Source organism: Agromyces sp. NPDC058064, assembly GCF_042885275.1.
In the GTDB taxonomy this organism is placed as follows: Bacteria; Actinomycetota; Actinomycetes; order Actinomycetales; family Microbacteriaceae; genus Agromyces.
Genome location: NZ_JBHVSE010000002.1, coordinates 766,806 through 792,490, shown reverse-complemented (window position 1 = coordinate 792,490; position 25,685 = coordinate 766,806). Strand labels below are relative to the sequence as shown.

26 protein-coding genes and 1 tRNA gene are annotated in these 25,685 nt (G+C 70.0%); 8 read left to right on the top strand and 19 right to left on the bottom strand.

Annotation, left to right across the window (positions count from 1 at the left end):
• Positions 1–61: 61 nt before the first annotated feature.
• Together ACFVSL_RS09565 and ACFVSL_RS09560 are read right to left on the bottom strand one after the other, a co-directional pair.
• Positions 62–1,546, bottom strand: coding sequence for a Na+/H+ antiporter NhaC family protein (locus ACFVSL_RS09565; RefSeq protein ID WP_386940507.1), 1,485 nt, complete (start codon positions 1,544–1,546; stop codon positions 62–64).
• A 23-nt stretch (positions 1,547–1,569) separates the two neighbouring features.
• Positions 1,570–3,225: an amidohydrolase gene (locus ACFVSL_RS09560; protein WP_386940505.1), complete on the bottom strand. Its 1,656-nt coding sequence runs from the start codon at positions 3,223–3,225 to the stop codon at positions 1,570–1,572.
• 149 nt (positions 3,226–3,374) lie between these two features.
• Between ACFVSL_RS09560 and ACFVSL_RS09555 the strand changes: the two genes are divergently transcribed.
• Positions 3,375–4,067: a TetR/AcrR family transcriptional regulator gene (locus ACFVSL_RS09555; RefSeq protein ID WP_386940503.1), complete on the top strand. Its 693-nt coding sequence runs from the start codon at positions 3,375–3,377 to the stop codon at positions 4,065–4,067.
• 32 nt (positions 4,068–4,099) lie between these two features.
• Here ACFVSL_RS09555 and ACFVSL_RS09550 read toward each other — a convergent pair whose 3' ends face one another.
• Both ACFVSL_RS09550 and prfB read right to left on the bottom strand, forming a co-directional pair.
• On the bottom strand, positions 4,100–4,291 hold the full coding sequence (locus ACFVSL_RS09550; protein ID WP_386940501.1) for a hypothetical protein: 192 nt from the start codon (positions 4,289–4,291) through the stop codon (positions 4,100–4,102).
• Between the two features lie 111 nt (positions 4,292–4,402).
• Entirely contained in the window at positions 4,403–5,509 is a 1,107-nt protein-coding gene (gene prfB / locus ACFVSL_RS09545; protein WP_386940499.1) for a peptide chain release factor 2, read from the bottom strand.
• Positions 5,510–5,561: 52 nt separating this feature from the next.
• On the opposite strand from prfB, the gene ACFVSL_RS09540 reads away from it, so the two are divergent.
• Entirely contained in the window at positions 5,562–6,851 is a 1,290-nt protein-coding gene (locus ACFVSL_RS09540; protein WP_386940497.1) for an MFS transporter, read from the top strand.
• Positions 6,852–6,869: 18 nt separating this feature from the next.
• On the opposite strand, the gene ACFVSL_RS09535 is transcribed toward ACFVSL_RS09540, so the two are convergent.
• From ACFVSL_RS09535 to ACFVSL_RS09495, 9 genes are all read right to left on the bottom strand, one after another.
• Positions 6,870–7,193: a hypothetical protein gene (locus ACFVSL_RS09535; protein ID WP_386940495.1), complete on the bottom strand. Its 324-nt coding sequence runs from the start codon at positions 7,191–7,193 to the stop codon at positions 6,870–6,872.
• A gap of 58 nt (positions 7,194–7,251) precedes the next feature.
• Positions 7,252–7,650, bottom strand: a complete 399-nt coding sequence (locus ACFVSL_RS09530; RefSeq protein WP_386940493.1) for a TIGR03618 family F420-dependent PPOX class oxidoreductase — start codon at positions 7,648–7,650, stop codon at positions 7,252–7,254.
• Positions 7,651–7,730: 80 nt separating this feature from the next.
• Entirely contained in the window at positions 7,731–8,192 is a 462-nt protein-coding gene (locus tag ACFVSL_RS09525) for a pilus assembly protein TadG-related protein (RefSeq protein WP_386940491.1), read from the bottom strand.
• Entirely contained in the window at positions 8,189–8,674 is a 486-nt protein-coding gene (locus ACFVSL_RS09520; RefSeq protein WP_386940489.1) for a TadE family protein, read from the bottom strand. Before ACFVSL_RS09520 ends, ACFVSL_RS09525 begins: the two co-directional genes overlap by 4 nt.
• Entirely contained in the window at positions 8,649–9,026 is a 378-nt protein-coding gene (locus tag ACFVSL_RS09515; RefSeq protein ID WP_386941133.1) for a TadE/TadG family type IV pilus assembly protein, read from the bottom strand. Before ACFVSL_RS09515 ends, ACFVSL_RS09520 begins: the two co-directional genes overlap by 26 nt.
• A gap of 35 nt (positions 9,027–9,061) precedes the next feature.
• Positions 9,062–9,238 (bottom strand): hypothetical protein, encoded by a 177-nt coding sequence (locus ACFVSL_RS09510; RefSeq protein WP_386940487.1) that lies wholly within the window; start codon positions 9,236–9,238, stop codon positions 9,062–9,064.
• A 24-nt stretch (positions 9,239–9,262) separates the two neighbouring features.
• The gene (locus ACFVSL_RS09505) at positions 9,263–10,207 is read right to left on the bottom strand and encodes a type II secretion system F family protein (protein WP_386940485.1); all 945 of its coding nucleotides are present in this window, start codon (positions 10,205–10,207) and stop codon (positions 9,263–9,265) included.
• Positions 10,195–11,055, bottom strand: a complete 861-nt coding sequence (locus tag ACFVSL_RS09500) for a type II secretion system F family protein (RefSeq protein WP_386940483.1) — start codon at positions 11,053–11,055, stop codon at positions 10,195–10,197. The genes ACFVSL_RS09505 and ACFVSL_RS09500 overlap by 13 nt, the downstream gene beginning before the upstream one ends.
• Entirely contained in the window at positions 11,052–12,281 is a 1,230-nt protein-coding gene (locus tag ACFVSL_RS09495) for a CpaF family protein (RefSeq protein ID WP_386940481.1), read from the bottom strand. Before ACFVSL_RS09495 ends, ACFVSL_RS09500 begins: the two co-directional genes overlap by 4 nt.
• Positions 12,282–12,386: 105 nt before the next feature.
• On the opposite strand from ACFVSL_RS09495, the gene ACFVSL_RS09490 reads away from it, so the two are divergent.
• From ACFVSL_RS09490 to ACFVSL_RS09475, 4 genes are all read left to right on the top strand, one after another.
• Positions 12,387–12,776: a PadR family transcriptional regulator gene (locus tag ACFVSL_RS09490; RefSeq protein ID WP_386940479.1), complete on the top strand. Its 390-nt coding sequence runs from the start codon at positions 12,387–12,389 to the stop codon at positions 12,774–12,776.
• On the top strand, positions 12,773–13,738 hold the full coding sequence (locus ACFVSL_RS09485) for a permease prefix domain 1-containing protein (RefSeq protein ID WP_386940477.1): 966 nt from the start codon (positions 12,773–12,775) through the stop codon (positions 13,736–13,738). Before ACFVSL_RS09490 ends, ACFVSL_RS09485 begins: the two co-directional genes overlap by 4 nt.
• Positions 13,739–13,837: 99 nt before the next feature.
• A complete protein-coding gene (locus ACFVSL_RS09480) occupies positions 13,838–15,178 on the top strand; it encodes an acyltransferase (RefSeq protein ID WP_386940475.1) in 1,341 nt (446 codons plus the stop codon).
• A gap of 15 nt (positions 15,179–15,193) precedes the next feature.
• Positions 15,194–15,275: transfer RNA gene (locus ACFVSL_RS09475), tRNA-Leu, on the top strand.
• Between the two features lie 185 nt (positions 15,276–15,460).
• Here the strand turns inward: ACFVSL_RS09475 and ACFVSL_RS09470 are convergent.
• From ACFVSL_RS09470 to ACFVSL_RS09445, 6 genes are all read right to left on the bottom strand, one after another.
• On the bottom strand, positions 15,461–16,582 hold the full coding sequence (locus tag ACFVSL_RS09470) for a serine hydrolase domain-containing protein (protein ID WP_386940473.1): 1,122 nt from the start codon (positions 16,580–16,582) through the stop codon (positions 15,461–15,463).
• Between the two features lie 62 nt (positions 16,583–16,644).
• Positions 16,645–17,526 (bottom strand): ATP-binding cassette domain-containing protein, encoded by an 882-nt coding sequence (locus ACFVSL_RS09465; protein WP_386940472.1) that lies wholly within the window; start codon positions 17,524–17,526, stop codon positions 16,645–16,647.
• On the bottom strand, positions 17,523–18,530 hold the full coding sequence (locus ACFVSL_RS09460) for an ABC transporter ATP-binding protein (RefSeq protein ID WP_386940470.1): 1,008 nt from the start codon (positions 18,528–18,530) through the stop codon (positions 17,523–17,525). The genes ACFVSL_RS09465 and ACFVSL_RS09460 overlap by 4 nt, the downstream gene beginning before the upstream one ends.
• On the bottom strand, positions 18,527–19,420 hold the full coding sequence (locus ACFVSL_RS09455) for an ABC transporter permease (protein WP_386940469.1): 894 nt from the start codon (positions 19,418–19,420) through the stop codon (positions 18,527–18,529). The genes ACFVSL_RS09460 and ACFVSL_RS09455 overlap by 4 nt, the downstream gene beginning before the upstream one ends.
• A complete protein-coding gene (locus ACFVSL_RS09450) occupies positions 19,417–20,433 on the bottom strand; it encodes an ABC transporter permease (protein ID WP_386940467.1) in 1,017 nt (338 codons plus the stop codon). The genes ACFVSL_RS09455 and ACFVSL_RS09450 overlap by 4 nt, the downstream gene beginning before the upstream one ends.
• A 77-nt stretch (positions 20,434–20,510) precedes the next feature.
• The gene (locus ACFVSL_RS09445; RefSeq protein ID WP_386940466.1) at positions 20,511–22,112 is read right to left on the bottom strand and encodes an ABC transporter substrate-binding protein; all 1,602 of its coding nucleotides are present in this window, start codon (positions 22,110–22,112) and stop codon (positions 20,511–20,513) included.
• A gap of 127 nt (positions 22,113–22,239) precedes the next feature.
• Between ACFVSL_RS09445 and ACFVSL_RS09440 the strand changes: the two genes are divergently transcribed.
• Both ACFVSL_RS09440 and ACFVSL_RS09435 read left to right on the top strand, forming a co-directional pair.
• Positions 22,240–23,127, top strand: a complete 888-nt coding sequence (locus ACFVSL_RS09440; protein ID WP_386940465.1) for a LysR substrate-binding domain-containing protein — start codon at positions 22,240–22,242, stop codon at positions 23,125–23,127.
• Positions 23,128–23,269: 142 nt separating this feature from the next.
• Positions 23,270–25,555, top strand: a complete 2,286-nt coding sequence (locus ACFVSL_RS09435) for a hypothetical protein (RefSeq protein ID WP_386940463.1) — start codon at positions 23,270–23,272, stop codon at positions 25,553–25,555.
• The last annotated feature ends 130 nt before the right edge of the window (positions 25,556–25,685 follow it).

Genomic DNA, 25,685 nt, shown 5'->3' with positions numbered 1-25,685 from the left:
AAGTGGGCAGCGACACCGGAAATCGGTGTCGCCGCCCACTCGATCGGGACGACCGGCCCGCTCAGAGCCCGAGGAACCCGACCACGAGGTAGCCGATGAGGCTCAGCGCGGCCGCGATGCCCGCGTACGGCAGGATCGCGCTCATCAGGTTGAGCGGCTTGATGCCGATCGACCGCGACGCGAGGATGATGCCGTCGCCGTAGAGGCAGGTCGTCGAGCCGAGCGCGGCGCCCGAGAAGACGGCCGCGCCCGCGATGATCGGGTTCACGTCCATCGCGAGGGCGAGCGGGATCACGATGGGCGTGATGACCGCCGCGAGGTCCCAGAACGATCCCGTCGCGTAGGCGTAGACGCCGCAGACGAGGAACACCATGGCGGGCAGCAGCGCGCCGATCATGACCGGCTCGGTCGAGGCGATGACGAAGTCGGCGAGCTTCAGGTCGATGTTCATGTGCTGCACCATGAAGGCGAGCGCGGTGAGCACGATGACGAAGAGCATGCTGCCGACGCCGTCGAACGCGGCCTCGAAGACGGCCTTCACCTTGAGCCGGCGCTGCACCGTGTACATGACGATCGCGACGAGGAGCGCCGCGACCGTGCCCTTCAGCACGTCGACCTCGGTGAGGATCGTGACCGCGATCATGACGGCGATCGGCACGAGGAAGTTCCACGGGCGGGGCTTCGCGAGCTCGGGTGCGCGGGTCGCGACGGCGGTGGCGCCCGTCGCGGGGGCGGCGGCCGGTGCGGCCTCGACCGCGCGCTCGGCGCCGTCGCCCGAGACGGCGAACTCGCCGACCTCGGCGTCGAGCGGCAGCCCGCCCTCGGCGGCGCGCTCCTCGGCGGTGGTGCCGACGGGGAACACGTCCCCCGTCGACTCGGCCCGCGCGATGTCCTTCTTCAGCACGCCGAGCTTCGGGAACACCCCGAACGCGACGAGGGCCGCGATCGCGAGCGCGATCCAGCCGAAGAAGATGTACGGGATCGACTCGAGGTACGCGCCGAAGCCCGAGCCGTTCGACGTCACGCCCTGGGCCTCGAGGAGGCCGGCGAAGAACAGCGCCCACGTCGAGAACGGCACGATGACGGCGATCGGCGCCGCGGTCAGCTTCATGATCGTGCCGAGCTCGGTGCGCGGCACCTTGTAGCGGTCGGTCACGGCCTTCATCGAGGTGCCGACGGTCAGCACGTTGAGGTAGTCGTCGACGAAGAGCACGATCGCGAGCAGGAAGCTCAGCACGGTGGACTTGCGCCGCGAGTTCACGAAGCGCTCGGCCCAGGCGGCGAACTCGCGCACGGCGCCCGAGCGCTCGAAGAGCGTGATCAGGATGCCGAAGAGCACGACGACGAGCATGAGCCACTGCAGCGTCTCGTCGGCCATGGATGCGCCGAAATAGCCGATCCAGGAGTCGAAGAAGCCCCAGCCGCCGAGCAGCACGGCACCGACGAGGGTGCCGCAGAGCATGGCGAAGAGCGTGCGTCGGGTGAGCACCGCGACGACGAGGATGATGACGACGGGGAGGAGCGCGAGCGCGCCGACGTCTTGCATGGTTGCCTCGGATTCGAAGGGGGTCAGGCGGCGGAAGCCGCGGTCAGGGGTCGCCCGTCGACGATCGTCGTCAGGACGGGCAGGTCGAGCAGTTCGTCCGCGCCGACGTCGAGCGGGCTGTCGGCCCACACCACGAGGTCGGCGCGGTACCCCGGCGCGATGACGCCGAGGTCGTGGTCGCCCTGGGCGAGGGCCGCCCACACGGTGTAGCCCTGTAGGGCCTCGTACGGCGTGAGCACCTGGTCGGGCTCGAACACCGGGGCGTCGGGGTTGCCGGGTTCGCGGCGGAGCCTGGCCCAGGCGAGGCCGATGCGCGCATCGGCCTGGGCCACGGGCCAGTCGGAGCCGAGCGCGACGGGCGCGCCGGCGTCGATCATGTCGCGCACGCGCCAGCCGAGCGCCGCGCGCTCGGGGCCGAGGCGCTCGGCCCAGAAGTCGGAGCCGTCGGCCTTGCGCCACTGCATGTGCAGGGGCTGCACCGAGGCGGTGATGCCGGTCTGGGCGAGCCGGGCGAGGTCGCGGTCGGCGAGCAGCTCGAGGTGCTCGATGCGGTGCGGGGTGCCGTTCGCCGTGTGCACGCCGGCCTTGAGGTAGGCGTCGATGGTCGTGCCGATGGCGCGGTCGCCGATGGCGTGCGTCGCGATCTGGAAGCCGGCCTCGCTGTAGCGGCCGACGACGCGCTCGAACTCCTCGGGGTCGGCCCAGAACGAGTGCAGACCCTCGCCGTGGGTGTCGGGCTCGTAGAGCCAGCCGGTGCCGGTGTCGATGACGCCGTCGTTGAAGAGCTTCACGAGCCCGCCGCGCCAGCGCTTGCCGCGGCGGTCGCGCTGGGCGAGGTAGCGCTGCGTGCGCTCCTCGTCGTAGCCGGGGTTGTGGGCGATCGCCGAGACGATGCGCAGCGGCAGCAGCGAGGGGGCGTCGGGGTCGTCGGATGCCCCGCCGTCGAGCTCGTCGAGGAGGTCGAGCGTGCCGGGGTTGCCGTCCATGATGCAGCCGCCGGTGATGCCCGAGGCGCCGAGCCCGCCGAGGATCTCGCGCACGCGCTCGAGCGTCTCCTCCCGGGTGTACTCGGGCGCCGTGCGCAGCACGATGTCGAAGGCCGAGTCCTCGCGGAGCGCGCCCGTCGGGCGCCCGTCGTCGTCGACGACGATCTCGGAGGTGTCGCCGAAGCTGCGGGCGCCGGTGATGCCCGCGCGGCGCAGCGCCTCGGTGTTCGCGAGCGCCGTGTGCCCGTCGAAGAACATCAGGAACGCGGGGGCACCCTCGGTCGCCTCGTCGATCGCGGCAGCGGTCATCGGCAGCGAGGTGAACACGTCGTAGTCGATGTTCCAGCCGCGCACCCAGCCGCCGGCGGCGCCGCCGCGCGCGCGCTCCGTCTCGTCGCGGAGGATCGCGAGGAAGCGCTCGGGGTCGCGCACTCCCCCGAAGTCGACGCCGACGGCGAGCTCGACGCCCTGGATCGGGTGCAGGTGGGCGTCGATGAGCCCCGGCGTGACGGATGCCCCGTGCAGGTCCTCGACCACGGTGCGCGGGCCGCGGAACTCGGCGAGGGTCGCGGCGTCGCCGACGGCGAGGATCCGTCCTCCGCGGACGGCGATCGCCTCCGCGACGGGCTGGCGCGGGTTCATCGTGATCACCCGGGCGCCCACGAGAATGGTGTCGGCGAAGCTGCGCTGCATGTTGCTCGTTTCCGCGCCGTCGCCCTCGTTGGCCGGCTGCGCAATTTAACGTGATTAAATTCGGGCACACGTTACTCCGCACGCGCCGCGCCGCCAAATCGACCGACGAATCCCGACCCCGACCCGATCCCCACCACCGAAGGAGCCAGGTGAGCCCGACCCCCGCGAAGCGCACCGCCGGCCGCCCCCGCACCCCCGTGCTGAGCGCCGAGCAGATCGTCGACGCCGCATTCGCCCTCGCGAAGAGCGCGGGCCCCGACGGCTTCACCATGGCGGCCCTGGCCCGCTCGCTCTCGGTGCACCCGCCGGCGCTCTATCACTACTTCCGCGGCAAGGCCGACGTCGTGCGCGCGATGCGCGGGCGGGTCGCCGAGATGCTCGACGTCACCGGCTTCGACGACCCCGCGACGCGGCTCGGCGACGCCGTGCTGCGCTGGGCGCACTCGTACCGCACCGCCTTCGCCGCCCACCCGGCGGGCATCGCCCTGCTCGCGACCACGGCGATCGACGGGCAGGAGCGATCGGTGCTGAACTACGAGTCGATCACCCGGCGGCTGCTCGCCGAGGGCTGGCCCGCGAGCGGCGTCGTCGACGCGATCGTCGCGCTCGAGTCGTTCATCATCGGATCGGCGCTCGACGCCCTCGCCCCGGCCGACATCATGTCGCCCGGCTCGGCGGCCGGCGTCGCACCCGAGTTCAGCCGCGCCGAGGCGCGGCGGAGCGCGCGGGCAGCCGCCCGTGGCATCCGGGTCACCGATCGCTCGTTCGAGCTCGGCCTGCTCGCCCTGCTCGCCGGACTGCCCGCGTCGCTCGCCGCGGCCGACGAGGCCGAGCGGAGCTGACCGGGGCCGCCCTGCTGGACGCTCCCGGCTCGCTACGCCTGCTCGCGGGTGGCGACGACGGCGTCGTCGATCGCGGCGTCGTCGTACCCGGCGGCCCGAAGGGCGCTGCGGAGCTCGGCCTCCTCGGCCTCGGCGAGGTGCTCGCCGCGACGGTCGCGCGACGCACGCAGCACGCGGTCGAGGTTGAAGCTGACGAACTCGGCCACCGGCTGGGTGAAGTCCACTGACGTCTCCTTCTCGACCATCGCCTGCGGGCGGGCCGCCCTGCTGCGCTGGCCCACAGCGTGGCAGCGGAAGCCGGGAGTCGGCTGGGACCGGTCGTCAGCCGGCCGGCTTCAGTCTTCCTTGCGCTTGCGCCACTTGATGCCGGCGGCGATGAGCCCGTCGAGGTCGCCGTCGAAGACGATCGCCGGGTTGCCGACCTCGTAGCCGGTGCGCAGGTCCTTCACGAGCTGCTGGCCGTAGAGGAAGTACGAGCGCATCTGGTCGCCCCAGCTCGCGGTGATGGTGCCGGCGAGCTCCTTCTTCTGGGCCGCCTCCTCTTCGCGCTTCTGCAGCAGGAGTCGGGTCTGGAGCACGCGCATGGCCGCGGCGCGGTTCTGAATCTGCGACTTCTCGTTCTGCATCGAGACGACGAGGCCGGTCGGGATGTGCGTGATGCGCACGGCGGAGTCGGTCGTGTTGACCGACTGGCCGCCGGGGCCCGAGGAGCGGAAGACGTCGACGCGGATGTCGTTCTCGGGGATCTCGACCTCCTTCGCCTCCTCCATGATCGGGATGACTTCGACTGCGGCGAAGCTCGTCTGCCGCTTGTCGGCGCCGCCGAAGGGGCTGATGCGCGCGAGGCGGTGGGTGCCGGCCTCGACCGAGAGCGTGCCGTAGATGTAGGGCGCGTCGATCTCGAAGGTCGCCGACTTGATGCCGGCGCCCTCGGCGTAGGAGGTGTCGAGCACCTTCACGGGGTAGTTGTGGCGCTCGGCCCAGCGCAGGTACATGCGCATGAGCATCTCGGCGAAGTCGGTGGCGTCGTCGCCACCGGCGCCCGAGCGGATCGTGACGACCGCGCCGCGGTCGTCGTACTCGCCGTCGAGCAGGGTCTGCACCTCGAGGTCGCCGACCGTCTTCTGCAGGGCGGCGAGCTCGGCGCGGGCCTCGTTCGCGCTGTCCTCGTCGTCCATCTCGAGCGCGAGCTCCACGAGCACGTCGAGGTCGTCGAGGCGCTGCTCGACGTCGGTGATCTTCTTGAGCTCGGCCTGGCGGTGGCTCAGCGCGCTCGTCACCTTCTGCGCGTTGGCGGTGTCGTCCCACAGGTCGGGGGCGCCGGCCTCTTCGGAGAGGCGGGCGATGTCGGCCTCGAGGGCCTCGACGTCGACGACGGCGCGGATGTCGTTGAAGGTGGCGCGGAGCGCGGAGATCTCGGGCGCAAGGTCAAGTTCGAGCATGGCGCCCTCCAGCCTAGTCGCGCGCGGGGCGGCCGGGTGTAGCGTCGGGGTGATGACCACCGCCACGCCTCCGTTCTCGTGGCGCGGCATCATCCTCCCGGCCTACCTGCCGACGCTGCTGTTCTCGCTCGGCGAGGGCGCGATCATCCCCGTCATCCCGGTGGTGGCGACCGAGCGCGGCGCCTCGCTCGCGCTCGCGGGCCTCATCGCCGCGATGCTCATGGTCGGCGAGCTCGCGGGCGACCTGCCCGCCGGATGGCTCGTGGCCCGCATCGGCGAGCGCAACGCGATGATCGGGGCGGCGCTGCTCGCCGTCATCGGGGTGCTCGTCGCGCTCGCCTCCCCCACGACCTGGGCGCTCGGCATCGGCGTGTTCCTGCTCGGGCTCGCGACGGCGGTGTTCGGGCTCGCCCGCCACGCGTTCCTCACGAGCTACGTGCCCGAGCGGGTGCGCGCGAGGGCGCTGTCGACGCTGGCCGGGGTGTTCCGCGCGGGCTGGGCGATCGGCCCCTTCGTCGCGGCGGCGATCATCGCCCTCGCCGGCTCGTCGGAGCCCGTGTTCTGGGTGCTCGTCGCCAGCTGCTTCGCGGTCGTCGTCGTGCTCGTGCTGCTGCCCGACCCCGAGCGGGTGTTCGGGGCGGTGCGGCTCGCGCGCGAGGGATCCGCTGCGCCCGCCTCGCCGGCGGGCGACGGCGAGCTCGTCTCGGGCGAGGCGCAGGGCGGGGCGGATGCCTCGGGGCACGGCGTGTTCCGTGCGATCGTCGTGCACCGGGCGGTGCTCGCGCGCATCGGCACCGGGGTGGGGCTGCTCGCGGCCATTCGAGCGAATCGCACGATCATCCTGCCGCTGTGGTCGGTGTCGATCGGCGTGCCGCCCGAGCAGGCGGCGCTCGTGATCGGCGTCTCGGCGGCGATCGACTTCGCCCTGTTCTACGTGAGCGGGCAGGTGATGGACCGCTTCGGCCGCCTCTGGAGCGCCATCCCGGGCATTGTCGGCCTCGCGGTGGGGCACCTCGTGCTCGCCGTCACGCACGACGCGCCCGCCGCGGTGGCGTGGTTCACGGGAGTCGCGGTGCTCTTCGGCGTCGCAAACGGGCTCTCCAGCGGGGTGATCCTGACGCTCGGCGCCGACCTCGCGCCGAAGGCGAACCCGGCGCCCTTCCTCGGCGCGTACCGCACAATCGGCGACGCGGGCCAGGCGATCGCGCCGCTCGTCGTCGCCGGGGTGACGTCGCTCGTGTCGATCATGGCGGCGGCCGCGACGATGGGCGTCGTCGGCCTCATCGGCGCCGCGGTGCTGCTGCGCTGGGTGCCGCGATACGTGCCCCGACGGCGGCGCTGAGTTCACGCCAGTGCCGGGTCAGCCGATCTCGTCGTCCGTCTCCGCGTCCTCCTCGGCCTGGAGCGTCGCGAGCATGCTGAGCAGCAGGAAGCCGAGGCCGCCGACGGCGATGAGGCCGACGAGCCAGTTCGCGGCGCCGGCGACGGGCCCGAGCCCGTGCAGTTGCACGCCGATCACGCTGAGCGCGATCCCGATGAGCGCGCCGGCGACGATCGTGAACGTGAGCACCCTGAACCAGCGCCGGCGCCGGATGCTCAGGTGGATCGATCGCTGCTCGAGCACGACCGTGATGAGCACGAGCGGGTACACCGCACTGAGCACCGCGCACGTGGCTTCGGTCATGGCGCGAGCCTAGCGCCGGCGAGTGCCTTGCGGGGCGTTCACCGGCGCCGGGCTGCGATCAGCGGCCGTTGAGCTTCTCGAGCTGCATGACGAGGATGACGCGGTCGGCGTGGTCGGCGGGAACCGCCGTGTCGGCGTCGCCGTAGCGCTGCCCGAGGTGCACGTAGAAGGCGCCCTCGGGGTCGGGCACGACCTCGGCGAGGCGGCCGCGCACCTCGACGTACTTGTGCGCGTTCTCGGGGTCGGTCATCGCGAGCGTCATCGCCGGGTTCTGCTGCAGGTTGCGGAACTTGCCGCGCTTCGTCGTGTGCGTGAAGCGGATGGTCTGCGTGTCGGCGTCGAACTCGAACCACATGGGGTTCACCTGCACCTCGCCGTTCGGGCGCGTGGTGCCGAGGAAGGCGAACACGGGCGCGTTCAGGATGCGGGTGAAGTGGTCGTTGATCTCGATCGTCATGCTTCAAGTCAAGCAGGCGCGGGCGACGGACATTCCCGTCGCGGCCTCCTCGGGTGCGTCACGCGGCCCGACGGCCGGCGTCAGTGGAACACCGAGCGGGCCGTCGCGGTGACCTCGATCGGTACCTCGACGGGGATGAACTCGGTGTCGATCGGCGCGTTCCAGACGGCACGGAGGGTGACCGTGGCGGTGCGGCCGTCGGGCGACGCGGCGGCGACGAGCTCGAGCCCGTCGAGCTCGTGCACGGCGTCGTCGAGGTAGGCGTTCGCCGCGCGCAGCGCTTCGGCGTCGTCGAGTTCGATGGCGAACTCGCCGTCGTCGATGCGCACCTCGTCGAGCGCCCACGCCTCGGCCGCGGCGAGCGCGGCACCGTCGGCGAGGGTGAAGAGTCGCTTGCGGTCGAGGTAGAGCGAGGTCGCCGAGGCGACGACGAGGATGAGGGCGAGCCCGAGCGCGCAGAAGAAGATCGTGAGCAGCAGGGTCGAGCCCGACTCGTCACCACGGAGGTCGCTCCGGGATCGCTCGACGATCCCGCCCGTCACGGCTCCACCGCCGCGAAGCGCGAGACCGTCTGCGTGGCACTCGCCTCGAGCGGCACACTGCCGACGCGGTCGAGCGAGAGCACGTCGGGCACGAGGGGCAGCGCGACGCTCGCCTGCACCGACACGCGGATGCGGCTGCCCGGGGCATCGCAGTCAGCGGACTGGCAGTCGACAGTGACGGATGCCTCGCCTGCATCCACCCCGTAGTCGGCGAGCGTCACCTGCACCGCCCGTTCGACGGCCGCTTCGGCCGATGCCCGGTCGCCCGCCTGCACTGCGACGCGCGCCGCCTGTCGTGCCGCACCCTCGACGGCAAGCGCACCACCCTGGAACGATGCAAGGGCGAGCACGAGGTAGACGAGCGGCACGAGCAGCAGCATCCCGACGGTGAGGAACTCGAGCGACGCGGAACCGCGCTCACCGTCACGGCACCCATCGCGTCGTCGCGGGAGCCGCTCACTCGAGGTGCTCGACTGCGGCATGGCCGGTCACCTCCATCCCGCGATCGACGCCGAGCAGTCCGACGACCGGCATCGTGGCCCTCACCGTCACGGCGACGACCGGCACCCCGTCGAGGCTCGAGCGGCTCGCCGAGATGTCCTGGGCGAAGTCCGCCGAGATCGCCGCGCTGATCAGCTCGCGCGTGCGCTGGACACCGTCGGCGTCGTCGGCACCGGCGAGCGCGGCGTACCTTGCGCCCTCGGCAGCGGCATCGAGCACGGTGTTGCGCACGTGCAGGGCGAGCGCGAGCTGAACGACTGCGAGCGCGAGTGCGGTGAGCAGCACTCCGACGAGCGTGAACTCGACGACGGCCGAACCGCGGTCGTCACGCAGAAGCCGACGTACCGCTGCGACAGGAGCCCGACGGCTCAGGCTCCGAGCACCCGTTCGATCGCCTGATTGAACACGTCGCTCAGGGCCGGTCCCGCGAGACCCCAGATGAGGATCACGAGCCCGGCCGTCATGAGGGTGATGAGCACCCAGCCCGGAACATCGCCGCGTTCCTCGCGGAGGCGCCGTCGGATCGCGGTGAGTCGCAGTCGCATCGGGGTTCCTTTCGTGGTCGGGCATCAGAAGCCCGTCTGCAGGACGAGATAGCCGGGGAACAGCGCGAACGCGATGGTCACCGGAAGGATGAGGAAGATGAGCGGCACGAGCATGGCGATCTCCTTGCGACCGGCGAGCTCGATCACCGTGCGCTTCGCGGCCTCGCGTGCGTCGCCCGCCTGCGATCGCAGCACGGCGGCGAGCGGGGCGCCGCGCTCGAGTGCACCGAGAACCTGGTCGAGCGCCCGCGAGAGACCCGCGTGGTCGACACCGTCTCGCAGCTCGGTCAGGGCCGTGGCGAGGGGCACGCCGGTGCCGACGCTCGAGACGACGACGGCGAATTCGCGTGAAAGCTCGCCGTTTCCGGCCGCACCCATCCGGCGGAGCGCATCGAGCATGCCCTCGCCGGCCGTGAGGCTCAGGGTGAGGAACTCGAGCACCGTGGGGAGCTCAGATGAGATGCGGGCGAGGCGGCGCCGGGCGCTGCGCTGCAGCAGCCAATCCCTGGCGACCGCGCCGACCGCGGCTCCGAGGAACGGCGCGGTGAGCCGCACGATCGCCGGCATGCCGCCGAATCCCGGGGCCACGAGCGCCAGCGCCGCGCCGATCGCGAAGCCGATCGCGGCCCAGGCCAGCTGCTCGCCCCTGAACCGTTCGACGCCCTTCGACGAGCCGGCCTGCCTGAGACGCTTCGCGATGATCTCGTTGCCGCCGAGCCACGACGAGATCACGCCGCGCAGCCACCGCAGCACTGGTCCGACGACGACACCGAGCACCGGGGTCGGGTCGGCGGGGCGCCTGGCGAGCAGGGCCCGGGCCTCCGGTGACAGATCGGCGATGTACGGGGCGACCCGTTCAGCGAGACGGGGCCGTCCGATGCGCGGCACGGCGGAGATCATGAGCCAGAGACCGAGTCCGGCGACGATGCCGAGTGCGAGGCTCAACGCCGTCGCGTTCAGGTGAACCATCGACGCTCCTCGGGCAGGCGGCCGAGCGCGATCATGCTGCGGTACGCGATGAGCGTGACACCGAGTCCGACCAGGATGAGCATCGTCCCGGCCGTCGAGTCGTAGGCCGAGATCGCCTCCTGTCGCGACGCGAGCACGAGGAGCAGGAGCCAGGGTGCCGCGACGCCGAGACGCGCGGCATTGCGGATCCACGACTGCCGGGCGACGACCTCGGCACGGAGCGCCGCGTCCTCGCGGAGGTAGCCCGCGAGACCGCGCAGCACCGCCGTCACGTCGCTGCCGCCGACCTCGCGCGCCATGCGCAGCGTCTCGATGATCCGGTCGGCGACGGGATCGGCGAGTTCGGCCTTCAGGCTGTCGAGGCAGGCCGAGAAGTTGCCGGTGCGCCGGTACTCGCGCTCGAACGCGGCGAAGGCGGCCCGGGTCGGAGCCGGGCCGAGTTCGGCGAGCGCGCCGATGCTCTCGGGCAGTGACATGCCCGCGCGGACGGATGCGACCAGGTGATCGACGACGTCGGGCCAGACGGCCCGATTGGCCGCTCGTCGACGAACGGCCCGCCCGCGTACGACCATCGGCACGAGCAGCGCGCCGAGCGCCGCGCCGGTGACCGTGAGGAACGGGATGCCGAAGACGGCGTGCGCGAGCGCACCGCCCACCAGGGAGAGCATCAGGCTGACCGCCACGACGACGGCGACCGGCACGCTGCCGAGCCCGGCGAGCGCGAGTTCGCCGTGCAGTTGCTCCAGCACCCGGGACGCGGGGCGCCGCTCGTCGCGACGCGGCCACAGCAACGGCGCGGCGAGGAGGAGCAGGCCGAGGCCGAGCACTGCGCCCAGCACGAGGCTCATCGCGGGCCTCCGAGCACGTGACCGGGATCGAAGCCGCGCGCCCGGTACTTCTCGAGCCGCGCCGGTCGGCGACCGGTTGCGACCAGCGCCCCGTCGTGCGTCTCGAAGATCGCCTCGGTCTCGACCTCCGCCCCGGAGCATCCGCCCGTGGGAGCGCTGATCTCGGCGACGCGGCGACGGCCGTCACGATCGATCGTGAGATGCACGACGAGATCGATGCAGCTCGCGACCGTCGGCACGACGAACGCCGAGTCGATGTTGCGGCCGGCGAGGAGCGGCAGCGTGCACAGCTTGACCAGGGCGTCGCGCGCAGAGTTGGCGTGGATGGTGCACATGCCGGGCACGCCGGAGTTGAGGGCGATCAGGAGGTCGAGGCTCTCGGCCTCGCGCACCTCGCCGACGACCAGCCGGTCGGGCCGCATGCGCAGCGCCTCCTTGATGAGGCGACGGAGGGTGATCTCGCCGCTGCCCTCGAGGTTCGGCTGCCGGCACTGCAGGGCGACGAGGTCGCGCACGTCGAGGTCGAGCTCGAAGGTCTCCTCCACGGTGACGACGCGGTCGCCGATGCGGGCCCCGGACATGAGCGCGTTGAGCATCGTCGTCTTGCCGGTGTGCGTCGCGCCCGACACGAGGATGTTGGCCCCGGCGAGCACCGACATGCGGAGGAACTCGGCCGCCTGCAGTGTGAGCGAGTCGAGCTCGACGAGCGACTGGAGCGATCGGATGCGCCGCTGGAACTTGCGCACGTTGACCGCCCAATGGGAGCGGGCCACATCGGGGATCGCCACGTGCAGGCGCGACCCGTCGGGCAAGGACGCGTCGACGAACGGCGAGCTGAGGTCGACCCGGCGGCCGGTGTGGGCGAGCATCCGTTCGACGAGCTCGCGCACCTCACGGTCGGAGAGCACGACCGTCGTGAGCTCCGACACGCCCCCGCGGGCGACGAACACGCGGGTCGGGCCGTTGATCCAGATCTCCTCGACCTCGTCGTCGTCGAAGAACGGCTGCAACGCACCGTACCCGGTGAGGGAGGCGACGACCTCGCGGGCGGTGCCGTGCTCGTCGCCGAGGCCGGCGTGCGCCCCGCCGAGCGCGCGCTCGCTGTAGCGGCGCACCTCGTCGCGGGCGTAGCGGGCGGCGAGCTCGTCGTCGCCCGCGAGGTCGACGCCGTCGCGCAGCACGCGGGTGCGCACCCGCTCGGCGATGGTGCGGACGGCGTCGGACATGGCACCCATCATGGAGCGCCCGGGACACCCCGCCCCGAAGTTATCCACAACGAGGCATCCATCATGGTGTTCACATCGAGTACTTGATCTGTTACAGTACTCAACATGATCCAAGATTCAGCGGCTTCCGGCGACGCCTTCGCGGCCGACCTGCTGCGCGGGCACACCGACACGATCGTGCTCGGCGTGCTGCGCGAGCACGACAGCTACGGCTTCGAGATCTACAAGCACATCCGCGATGCGACGGGCGGCGGCTACGAGATCAAAGAGGCCACCCTCTACGCCAGCTACCGCCGGCTCGTGCGCGACGGCCTCGCCGAGGCGTACTGGGGCGACGAGTCGCAGGGCGGCCGGCGCAAGTACTACCGCATCACCGACGCGGGCCGCGCGGCCTTCCGCCAGAACGTGGCGAGCTGGGTCGCGACCCGCACCATCATCGACTCCCTGCTCGGCAGCCAGGCGGCGCCGACGAACACGAAAGGCTCCCTGCGATGAGCGACAACCGCAGCCCCCGCACCTCGACCGAGGTGCACCGCCTCCTCGACGAGGCCTTCGCCGGCATCGACCCCACTCCCGAGGCGCAAGACCTGAAGGAGGAGATCCGCGACAACCTGCTCTCGCGGGTCGCCGAGCTCGAGGTCGCGGGCGCCTCCCCCGCCGAGGCCGCGCGTCGCGCCGTCGACGAGCTCGGCGATGTGCGCGCCCTCGTCGCCGAGGCGGCGGGCGAGAGCATCGAGGCGGATGCCACGGGGCGGGCCTCTGCACCGCGCGGCGCGCGCCCCGGGGCATCCGCCGCCGAACTCGCCGAACGCCACCGCGTGCGCCCGAAGCCCGCCTTCGTGGTGCGCACCGTGGTGCTCGGCATCGTCGCCGCGGCGGCGCTCGTGACGCTCGTGCTCGGGCTCACTCCCGTGCTGCCGCTCGCCACCGGCGCGCTCATCGCGATCGCCGCGGTGCTCGGCCTCGCGATCGGTGTGATCACCGGCGACGCGCTCCACCAGGAGACGACGACGAACTACCCGCTGCCGACCGGCCGTGCGCTGCTCTTCGGCACCGCCACGGGCGTGCTCGTGGCCGGGCTCGGCTTCGCGGCCGTCGTCGCGGTGCGGCTCGACCTCGTCTGGCTCGTGCTCGCCGCAGTGCTCGTGGTCGTCGCGATCGCGGTGCTCAGCGCGCTCGGCGCGACCCAGACCAACCGGCACAAGCCGTGGGTGCTCACCATGCACCGCGACGCCGCCCGGGCGGGCAACCGCTTCGAGGAGGACCCGGCCGCGGCCGCCCGCTTCGGCATCTACTCGGCCGTGATCTGGCTCACCGCCTTCGCGCTCGTGCCGGTGCTCGGCTTCACGGTGGGCTGGTGGTGGGCTCCGCTGCCCGTCGTCGGCGCCTTCATCGTCATGATGCTCGTGCTCGCGCGCATGCTCTTCGGGCACGACGCCTCGCGCTCCGCGCGCTGAGCCCGCGACACGCGCCCGGCGCCCCTCCGCGACCACTGCGGAGGGGCGCCGCGGCGTTGCTAGGCTCGGGCTCACCCGACCCGCCCGCAACGGAGAACCATGACCGCAGAGCCGCGATCGACGTCGTCGACGCCGTCGACGCCAGAGCCCGCCGCAGCCTCGGCCCCCGCGGCCGACCGGGCTGCCGCCGAGGCCGCACTCGCCTCGCGCGACCTCGTGGTCGACCTCGCGAGGGTCGCCTGCATCCTGCTCGTCGTCGTCATCCACCTGCTCATGATCGGCGTCGGCTACGCGCCCGACGGCTCGCTCGTCGTCTCGCGACCGCTCGAGGCGCAGCCGTGGTTCGCGGCCGCGACCTGGTTCGGGCAGATCATGCCGCTCTTCTTCGCCGTCGGCGGCTTCACCGCCCTCGCCGCCTGGCGCAGCCTGCGCCGTCGCGGCGGCGATGCGACCGCCTTCGTCCGCGGACGGGTGCTGCGGCTCGCCGGCCCCGCACTGCCGCTCTTCGTCTTCTTCTCGGTCGTGCTCGGCGTCGCCACCCTCATCGGGGTCGACCCCGCCCTCCTCGACACCGTCGCGACCGGCACGGGGTCGCCGCTCTGGTTTCTCGCGGCGTTCCTCATCGCGCAGTGCGCGGTGCCGTGGATGTCGCAGCTGCACGAGCGGGCCCCCGTCAGGACGCTCGTGGTGCTCGCCGCCGGCGCCGTCGCGATCGACGCCCTGCGCATCACCACGGGCATCGCCGCCATCGGCCTCGCGAACCTCTTCTTCATCTGGCTCTTCGTGCAGCAGCTCGGGTTCTGGTACTCCGACGGCTGGTTCCGCCGGCGTCGCGTCGCCACGCTCGTCGGCATCGCGGCGGCGGCGTACCTCGTCATCTGGCCGCTCGTCGCGATCGGGTGGTACTCCCCCGACATGCTCGTGAACCTCAACCCGCCGACGGCGCCGCTGGCCCTGCTCGGCATCGCGCAGATCAGCCTGATGAGCGCGCTCCACCGGCCGCTGAGCGCCCTCATGCAGCGCCGCCCCGCGCAGGCGGTCGTCTACCTCGTCGGCAGCCGGGCCATGACGGTGTACCTCTGGCACCTGCCGGTGATCATCGTCGTCGAGGGGCTCTCGCTCCTCATCCCGGGCGCAGCACCCGAGCCCGGCAGCGCCGCATGGTGGGCGAGCCGCCCCATCGCCCTCGTCGTCGTGCTCGGCATCGTCTTCGCGATCGCGCCGCTGCTCGTGCGATTCGAGCGACTGCCGACCGCGATCCCGCCGGGGTTCCGCGCGCCCTCGCCCGTCGCGACGGCCGCCGCGGTCGTGCTCGCGATCGTGCCGCCGTTCCTCGTGATGCAGTGGTTCCTCGACCTGCCGATCGCACTCATCGGCACCGCGCTGCTCGTCGTGGTGCTGCTCCTCCTCCGGCCGCGGCGCGAGGCGCTGCGCGCATAGACTTGTCGGGCACTCGCGGGAGTGGTGAAATCGGCAGACACGCAGGATTTAGGTTCCTGTGCCTTCGGGCGTGAGGGTTCAAGTCCCTCCTTCCGCACTGACTGACTGACTGACACTGGCTTGCCCTGACGACCTCGTCGGACGGTCGACCGGCGATCGACCTCCGGGCAGCGCTGGAGCGCCCCGGCATGCTGATGACTCGGCATCGCGGCACGAAACTCGCGCCCTTCCAAGGACGACGGGTCGTGAGGTCGGCGGCCTGTGACATGACGAAGTCCCGAACTACGTTCCCGCGTTGCAGATGTCGCGGAAGAGTTCGGCGTGCAGTCGATTCCAGTGCTCAGTTACAGGTTCGGGCCACGAGGAGAACTTCGCCACGACCGTGCTGGTCGACGGGTCGACCCAGATGAATTGCCCGTGGATACCGACCGCGTAGTAGTCGCCGCGTTCGCTGCCGGTGATCCACCACTGATTCGAATACGCGCCGCCCGGATGGACCCGCTGGAACACGGTGCCGTTCGCCGCGTCTGGGTCGCCGCCGTTGCGCGTGCGTCGCACCCATTCCGCTGACACCACGCGTTCGCCGTTGACGATTCCTTCGCCGAGCATGAGCTCTCCCACCCGGGCGAGGTCACGAGCGGTGCAGGAGATGCCGCCGTTGGCGAAACCGAATCCTCCCGGGTCGACGGTGATGCTCGCGTCGTGCTCGCAGCCGAGCCGCGACCAGAGCCGCGCCGAGACGGCGTCGGCGTACCGCAGCCCCGTCACGTTCTCGACGACCCAGGCGAGCACGTCGGTACCCGCCGAGCAGTACTTGAAGTGCGTACCGTGCTGGCTCCCGCCCTTCAGGGAGGCGAGGAACGCGTACGTGTCAGCTGGATCGCCCGGAAGTCGTGGACGCCATCCTGCGACGCGGTCCTGCGCCTGAACATGCGACGCGGGGTTGCGGTAGTCCTCGTCGTACTCGACGTCGACCGTCATGTTGAGGACTTGCTGCACGGTCGCGTCACCGTACGCGCTGCCGGCGAGCGCCGGCACGTACTCGTCGATGCGGCGGTCAACGTCGATGGCCCCTTCGTCGACGAGGGTGCCGACGGTGAGTCCGCAGATGGATTTCGAGACACTCATCAGCAGGTGCGGCGTTTCCGCGGTGATGCCCGCCCGGTAGTACTCGGCCACGAGTTCCCCGCGGCGGACGACGACGAGGGCGTCCGTATAGCTCTGTTCGAGGCGTTCCTCGATGCCGGGCAGCGTCTCTGCGAGGCCGTTCGTTCTCGGGGTGCCGTCGAACGGACGGGCGGGCCGGTGTGCGATGGGTGCCGTCGGCACGAGCTCTGCGACGTGGGCGAACGCCCAACGGTTGTGCGGCGCGTCCTGCCAGGTCTCGAGCGTCGGCGCGTCCATCGGGCCTGCCCCGGTGCGCGGTGGGTGGGTTCCTCGGCCGGTTCCCGTCGGCAGCAATGACGTCACTGGCGGATCCTGTTCTCTTGAGCGTCGATGGTGGTGATGGACCCGTCGGGGTCGTGATCGTCGGTGGGTGGCGCTGCGGGGGTAGTATCCACTTCGCCGAGAGGTATGGCACCGGGGGTTTCCGGCATCGCTGCCAGCAGACGTCGGGTGTACTCGTGCCGCGGGCGTACGAGCACGTCGCGTGCGGCGCCGACCTCGACCAGTTCGCCTCTGCGCATCACCCCAGCTGCATCACTCATGTATCTCACGACGTCGAGATCGTGCGAGATGAGGAGGTAGCTGAGCGAGTGCTCGCGTTTCAGCTCTTGCAGGAGGTTCAACACTTGCGCCTGTACGGAGACATCGAGCGCGCTCGTCGGCTCGTCGAGTACCAGGAGTCTGGGCCGGGTTGCGAGGGCCCGCGCGATGCCCACGCGCTGACATTGCCCGCCTGAAAGTTGGTGCGGGAGCCGGTTGGCGTGAGCTCGCGCGAGGCCGACCTCGTCGAGCAACTCGTTGACCCGATGCGCCAGTGCCTGCCGTCGCAGTCGCGTGTGCGTGCGCAGTGGCTCGCCGATCGATTGCTCGATCGTGAGTCGCGGATTCAGTGCGGCGACGGGGTTCTGGAAGACCATGCCGGTGCGTGCCCGGAGCTCGCGCAGCACTCGGCCGCGCAGATTGCCGATCGGTTCACCGTCGATGCTCGAGCCGCCGGAATCCGGCTCGATGAGACGCAGCGCGCATCTCGCGATGGTGCTCTTGCCGGAGCCGGACTCGCCGACGAGTCCGAAGGTCGTGCCGGCCTCGACTTCGAAGGAGACGCCGTCGACGGCGCGCACCTCGGTACCGTGTGCTCGGTAGGTCTTCACGATGTTCTGGACGCTCAGCATCGCGTTCATGCGTGGCTCCCTTCGACGGAGTGTGCTCCATCGACACCGGTCGACAGGATGCAGGCAGCCTCATGGAGTGGCGCGACGGGATCGAGCCCAGGGTCGACTGTTGCGCATGCATCCACCGCGATAGGGCAACGCTCCCGGAACGAGCAGCCGGCGAGGCTGAGCAGGTTCCCCGGCACCGCGCCGCGAATCGCGTCGAGCGGCTGTCCCGGCCGGTGGCGGGCGGGAAGCGCGCCGAGAAGTCCGCGAGTGTAGGGGTGGGCGGGAGTCGCAAGCACGGCGTCGGTCGGACCGGTTTCGACGACCCGTCCCGCGTAGAGCACCGCGATGCGGTCGCACACCTCGCGGACGACGCCGAGGTTGTGCGTGATGAGCAGCACCCCGAATCCGAAGCGGTCGCGCAGGGACAGCACGAGTTCGAGGATCTGCTTCGCGATCGTCACGTCGAGCGCGGTCGTGGGCTCGTCGAGGATGAGGAGTTTCGGCTCGCAGAGCAGGGCCATCGCGATCATCGCGCGTTGGAGCATGCCGCCCGAGAGTTCGTGCGGGTAGCTCGCGAACACCCGTTCCGGGTCGGGCAGTCCGACCTGTTCGAGGTAGTTCACGATATGCGCCTTCGCGGCGGCACGGTTGAGCCGGCGATGCCGGGCGACGACATCGCCCATCTGACGGCCGAGCGTGAAGACCGGGTTGAATGCGGTGCCGGGATTCTGAAACACGATGGCGATGTCGTTGCCGCGCGCGGCGCCGCGACCGTCGAAGGACTGCTCGACTCCATCGATCAGCACGCGACCGCTCGGCACCGCCCCCTTCGGCAGCAGGCCGAGCACTGCGAGTCCGGTGAGGCTCTTCCCGCACCCGGTCTCGCCGACGATGCCGACGATTTCACCCGGGTCCACGGCGAGTGTTACCCCGCGCAGTGGACGGTTCGTCAGTGTGCCGCGTTCTTGGAAGGTGATCTCGAGGTCTTCGATTCGGAGAAGTTCGGACGAGTTGTGGTTGGTCATCGCTTCACCTGTCGGGGGTCGAAGAGGTCGCGGAGCGCATCGCCGAGGAGATTGAATCCGAGCACGGTGACGAAGATCGCGAGACCGGGGAAGGTCGAGATCCACCAGGCGGTGAAGATCTGCCCGCGACCCTCGGCGACCATGAGACCCCAATCGGGCGCGGGCGGTTGGGCGCCGAGGCCGATGAACGCGAGTGAGCCGGCGGCGAGCACGACGCTGCCGACGTCGACGGTCGCTTGCACGAGCACCGGAGTCATGCAATTGCGCAGGATGTGGCGTGGCAGGATGCGCCACGCGGGTACGCCGGCGGAGCGAGCAGCCTCGACGAACGGCCGGTCGCGGAGAGAGCGTGCCTCGGCGCGGACGAGTCGGGCGTACCAGGGCCACCAGCAGATCGCGAGTGCGATGCCGGCGTTCGCGAGACTCGGCCCGAGGATCGCGACGGTGACCATGGCGAGCAGCAGCGGCGGGAAGGCTTGGAAGACTTCGGTGACGCGCATGAGCACCTGGTCGAGCCATCCACCTCGGTAGCCGGCGATCGCTCCGAGCGGGATGCCGACGAGCGCGGCGACCGCGACGACGAAGAGCGAGATCGTGAGCGCGGGGCGCGCGCCGATGATGACGCGGCTGAGGATGTCCCGGCCCAGCTGGTCCGTACCGAACCAGTGCAGGGCGCTCGGGGCGAGGTTGCGGGTCGCGATGTTGGTCTCCCCATGCCCTTGCGCCGGGTAGGGGGCGATCCACGGACCGGCGATTGCGAGCACGACGACGAGCACGATGAGTGCGAGCCCGAGGGCGGCGAGGCGGTCGGTGCGGAGCACTCGCACGATTCGGCCGACGGGTCGGTCGCCGACGGGCACGAAGGCGGGCAGAGCGGTTGTTGCGGTCATGAGAGCGTCACCCTCGGGTCGAGTCGGGCCTGGACGATGTCGACGACGAGGTTCGCGATGAGATAGCCCGCGGCACCGAGCAGGGTGATCGCCATGATCGCCGGGTAGTCGACGGCGAGCATCGCTCCCGCGGCGAATTGCCCGATACCGGGCCAGTTGAAGACGACCTCGACGAAGAAGGTGCCGGTGAGCGTGTACGCCGCGGCGAGGCCGATGATCGTCATCGTGGGCGGTAGTGCGTTCTTCAGGGCGAGCCGCCAGCGGATCATGGCGTCGCGCAGCCCGTAGGCGTTCGCGGTGAAGACGAAGTCCTGGCCCATGACCTCGAGCATCGAGGCCCTGGTCATGCGGGCGATGAGCCCGAGGGGGTAGGCCGCCAGCGTGATGGCGGGCAGGATGAGGTGCGCGACACCGTCGGCGTAGGCGGTCCAGTTGCCGGTGATGAGGCTGTCGAAGAGCGCGAACCCGGTGACGTGGGTGATCGGCGAGACGTACTCGACCTCGGTTGAGAACTGGCCCGTCGCGGGCAGCCATCCGAGGTTGCCGACGAAGAGCACCTGCAGCAGAAGGCCGAGCCAGAACGCAGGAATCGACACCCCGCCGATCGCCAGGAAGCGGATCGTCCCATCGAGCGCCTTGCCCGGTCGCTTCGCCGCGACCACGCCGAGGACGATGCCGAAGACGACGGCGACGAGCATGGCGGCGAAGAGTAGCTCGAGGGTGGCTGGCAGGCGGGTCGCGAGTTCGTCGAGCACGGGGCGCTTGGTGGCGAGCGAGTCGCCCCAGTCACCGGTGACGAGTCCGCCGAGGTAGGAGAAGTACTGCATGAAGAGGGGCTGGTCGAAGCCGAACTTCTCACGGATGCGGGCGAGCTCTTCGGGCGGCGCCTTCGGGCCGGCGTAGACGACCGCCGGGTCGGCGGGGATGACGCGAGAGAGCACGAACACGACGAGCGTGAGCACGACGAGAACGAGCACCGCGGTCCCGAGCCTGGCGGCGAGGAAGCGGAACATGGGGTCTCCTGGGTGGCGCAAGGGTGAGGGGTGCGACGGGCGGACCTAGTCGGCCCGCCCGTCTCGAGGGGTGGGGCTCAGCTCGCGGGTGTGATGGGTGCGAAGAACGTCGTGAACGGGTAGTTCTCGTTGAAGTCGGGGACCTCGAGCGCGGGCGGCGCCACGGTCACGGCCTGCGCGTCGTAGAGGAAGAAGCCGGGCGCCTGGTCGACGAGCAGGTTCATGGCCTCCTCGTACTTCCCCTGCGCGGCGTCCCGGTCGCTGCCGGTGAGTGTTCCGGCCTCCTCGACGAGGGCGTCGTACTCGCCGTTCTTCCAGTAGCTGAGGTTGAAGAACGGGGCGTCGCTCGAGTGGAAGAGCGAGTACAGGTTGTCGGCACCGGCGTCGCTGTAGGTCGGCCAGTAGTAGACGACGAAGATGTCCTGCGCCGTCGCCGGGTCCGCCTTGGCGTTCTCCCACTGCTGGTTGAACAGTTCGGCACGCACGTCGAGCTCGACGCCGATCTTGGCGAACGCGTCCTTGATGAGCGGCACGAATCGCGCCTCAGACGAGTTCTCCGAGGCGTAGGTGAGGGTGAGCTTCAGCCCGTCGCCGTGGCCCGCCTCCTCCAGGAGCGACTTGGCCTTGTCGAGGTCCTGCGTGTACTGAGGCACGTCTTCGGAGTAAGGGAAGATGCCCTTCGGCACGGGACCGTGGGCTTGCGTGCCGTAGCCCTGGCCGCCGACCTCGATGACGTCGTCGTACGGGACGGCGTAGCTGAGCGCCTGGCGCACCTTGGGGTCGTCCAGCGGCGGCCGCGTGGTGTTGAAGAACCCGACGAAGTTGAATGGCGAGTTCGCGGTGCGCACCTCGGTGCCGAGGTCGGAGGCGACGGTGTCGACGTTCTCGAGCGGCAGATTCGTGGCGAGGTCGACCTCGCCTGAGGTGAGCATCTGCTGCGCGGTGACCGCGTCGGGAGTGATCTCGATGTCGACGATGTCGTAGGTCGGTGCGGCGTCGTCGTTCCAGTAGTCGTCGTAGGCCTCGAGCACGACCTTCTCGCCGGGGGTGTACGACTTCACCGTGTAGGGGCCGGTGCCCGCGTCGATGCCCTGCTCGAAGTACTGCTCGTCGTCGGCCGAGGCCGCGAGCGCCTTCGGCGAGACGATCCAGGCACCGTAGGTCGAAGCGGCGACGAGGTCCATGGGGGCGGAGTACGAGAGGTGCATGACGACGGTGCGGTCGTCGGTCGCCTCGATCGACTCGAGCGGCGCCCAGATGAACGATGCGCCGGCGTGGTCCTTCGCCGCCTCGATGCTTGCCTTCACGGCTTCGGCGTCGACGGGCTCGCCGTCGTGGAACGTTGCGCCTTCGCGGATCGTGAACGTCCAGGTGAGGCCGTCCTCGCTGGTCTCCCACGATTCGGCGATGCCGGGGGTGAAGTCCTCGGCGGCACCTTCGGCATTCTTCCAGAGGAGCGGCTCGTAGACGTTGCCGAGGTAGAGCGCCTCGGTCGAGAACGAGCGAACCGGGTCCCACGTGGTGATGGCCGCCGATGCGGCGACGCTCAGCACCGACGTGTCGGCGTCCGCGTTCGCGGCGCCGCCGCCTGCTGTACAGCCCGCGAGGCCGACGACGCCGGCGGCTCCGAGAGCGAGGAATGCATGTGCGCGAAGACGTCGCGCTCGGGTGGTTGCCATGTCTGCCTCCAGATCTGGATTCGCCGCCCGGGGGTGTCTTCTGCGGCGAAGTTCGGCCAGTCTATGGAGAGCAATCCTTAACACGCCAATACCTAGATTCCGTCGAAGTGATGCCCGGGAGGTATCGATGGACCTGCGCCTGCTGCGCTACTTCCTCGCTGTATGTGATGCCGGAACCTTGCACGCCGCGTCGGCGGTTCTCAGGGTGGCGCAGCCGTCGCTGAGCCGCCAGATACGGCGCCTCGAACAAGACCTCGGGTTCGAATTGTTCGAGCGGTCCGCGCGAGGACTTGCGCTCACCGCTGCTGGCCGCCGCTTCCGCCCGGTCGCGGAGGACCTCGTCGGTCGGGCGTCCCAGGCTGCCGCGACCGCGTCAGCGATCTCGAGGGGGAAGACCTCGGATTTGACGGTCGTCGCCGCCCCGACGACCGCCGCGGACATCGTCGCTCCATTCATCGTTCGCTCCGGCCGAGAGGGCGTGATCGGCAACGTCGTCGAGACGATGCCCGAGCATGTCTACAGCGCTGTTGTGAGCGGTCGTGCGGACTTCGCGGTCGGTACACGGATCCCGCCGTCCGAGCTTCGCGCGAAGGTGGTCGGGCAGGCGTTCCTCTGGGCGCAGATGCGCCGGGATCATCCGCTCGCCTCCCGCGAAATCGTGGACATCGCCGATCTGGTGGAACAGCCACTCGTCGTGATGAGCCGTGCCCACGGCGTCCGGCAGATGTTCGATTCGGCCGCTGCGCGTGCCGGCCTCAGGTTCACCGCAGCCCTGGAGACAGAGTCACCCCCGCTTGCGCAGGCGCTCGCCGCCGCGGGTCGCGGCATCTGCATCCTGTCCGACGATCCTCGCTTCGGGCTCACCACACTCCCGATCGATACCACCACCGGCCCACTCGTCATCACCTTGTTCGGCGTCTGGGATGAGATGCACTACGCAAGTACGCAGATCGAGCAGTGCGTCGACGAGCTGGAGCGATTCCTCGTCGAGACGTATCCGCCGAACCAGGGTTGACCACAGCCTGAGGAACTCCCTCGCCTCACGATGCCCGCTGAGCATCGGATTGGGGCCGAAGAGGTCGTGGACGAATCACGGGTGCACGGCCACACTGGGCAACGTTCGAACCGTCCCTTCCGAATGGCCTGAAGGAGATCCCGTGCGTCGTTCCACCCCCATCCTCGTCACCGCGGCGCTCGTAGCGTCCGCATTCATCGGAATCGCGCCGCCGGCGGCGGCAGCCGCCACCCCGGTTCCGGGCGATCCGCTCACAGGTTCAGGCGCTGCACCGCGAACTTTGCTGACCGCAGCGCAGCTCACGGCTGGCACTGCGACGAGCGTCATCCCGAACAGTGCCTTCGCGCTCCCCTCTGACGCCGCTGCCCCGCTCGCCTCGTTCGAGGGCACGCTCACGCTGGACGGCGTCGCGACCGCCGGCGGGTTCGCGAAAGTGAAGGACTCCGCGAACTACGACGCCGTCGAAGCCCGGAAGCATCTGCCGCCGTTCTCGGTCCAGCTGGTGCAGAACGGAAGCCACCTCGTACCGGTCGCCCGCGGTCTGCAGTTCACCGGCAGCCCGGTCTGGAACCTCCAGGTCGGAGCCGGACGGGCGTGGAGCGAAACCGCCGACGGTGGCCGTACTCGCGCGGCCCTGCCATTCGCACTCATCGAGCGCAACGCGAACTGCGTGCACAACGGACTGCTCAGCTTCCTGTTCGACCAGACGACCGTCTCGCAGGTGCGCTACCAGGTGACGAGTGAGACGTGCGAGTACTTCCAGTTCAACCTCTGGGGGCAGGTCGACGCGAGCTACAGTCCCGGCGGCATCCCCGACGCCGACGGGATCCGGAGCGCATATGCGTCCGAAGTCGCGGGTCGACTCCCGACGAAGCCGATTGCGGCACTCGCGACTGATCATCCGGGCACGGGAGTCAACCCTTCGGTGTTCGGCTCGGGTGTCACTCCGAGCGCTCTCAGCACATTCGGCTTCGTCTACGACGGCATCAACTACGTCGGGGACTGCCCGACTCGACAAGGCGCCTACCCGTTCTGCGGTCAGCTCTTGCTGCCCTCGTACTCGACGGCCAAGTCCGCTTTCGGCGGCATCGGGCTCATGCGGCTCGCACAGAAGTACGGACAGACCGTCGCGAACGAGACGATATCCGCTCACATCCCCGGGGCGAGCGGGGCGGCCTGGAGCGGTGTCACCATCGGCAACGCACTCGATATGGCGACCGGCAATTACAACTCGGCCCTCTTCGAGCGCGACGAATCGAGCGCGGTCATGCTCGACTTCTTCGATGCTGAGGCGTATGCGGACAAGATGTCCGTCGCCCTCTCGTTCCCGCGCAAGGCGCCGCCTGGCACGAAATGGAACTACCACACCTCCGACACCTTCCTCGCGACGCGCGCGATGGATGACCTGCTGAAGGACCAGGCGGGCGCGAGCGTCGACCTCTTCTCGATGCTGCGCGACGAAGTGCTGAAACCTGCTGGGGTCGGACCCGATGCCCTCACCACGCTGCGCACCGACAATTCACCGAACGGTGCTCCCTTCGGCGGGTACGGGATGTTCTGGACCCAGGACGACATCGCGAAAGTCGCGAAACTCCTGACGGCCGACGACGGCATCGCCGACGGTCAGCAGTTGCTGCACCCCGGCCTCCTCGATGCGAGCCTGCAACGCGACCCCGTCGACCGCGGCCTCACCACGAGTGGCACCACACCGTTCAAGTACAACAACGGATACTGGGCGCTCGACTTCGACAGCAGCGACGACCCCGCCTACGCCTCGCCGTTCTGGGTGCCGTTCATGTCGGGGTACGGGGGCATCACGGTCACGCTCATGCCGAACGGCTCCAGCTACTACGTCTTCAGCGACAACAACGAATTCGCTTGGTCAGCCACCGTGATGGAATCCAACAAGCTCGCCCCGATGGTCGAGGGCGGTGGATCCGGTGGCGGCGGATGCAGCGCCGCCGACGCAATCGGCAACGGTGGCTTCGAGACGGGGAACGCCGCACCATGGACGGCATCCGCCGGGGTCATCGACGGCAGCACCGCCGTGCAGCCAGCGCACTCCGGCTCATGGAAGGCACTGATGAACGGTGTCGGTGACGGCGGGAGCACCGCATCGCTGAGCCAGACCGTGACAATCCCAGCAGGCTGCAGCACTGCGACGCTGCGACTCTGGCTACGGATCGTCACCGAGGAAGTCCTCGCGAACAATTACGACAAGCTCGACCTCAACGTGACCAATGCCACCGGCAGCACCACGCGCCTCGTCCGGTGGACGAACCAGGACGCCCAGGACTACACGCTCGAGACGGTGCCGCTCGGCGATTATGCCGGCCAGACGATCACGATCACCTTGAACGGCAGCGAGAACCTGCGCCGAGCGACCTGGTTCGTCATCGACGACGTCGCCCTGCCCGTCGCCGGCTGAGCTCCCCGAACACCTCTCGACTCGAACTACTGAGCTGTCCACTCGAACAAAGGAACGCAGATGCGTCGAACATTCTCCGCCGCAGCCATCATCGCGTTGGCTGCGGCGTCCGTCCTCGGACTTGGAGTCG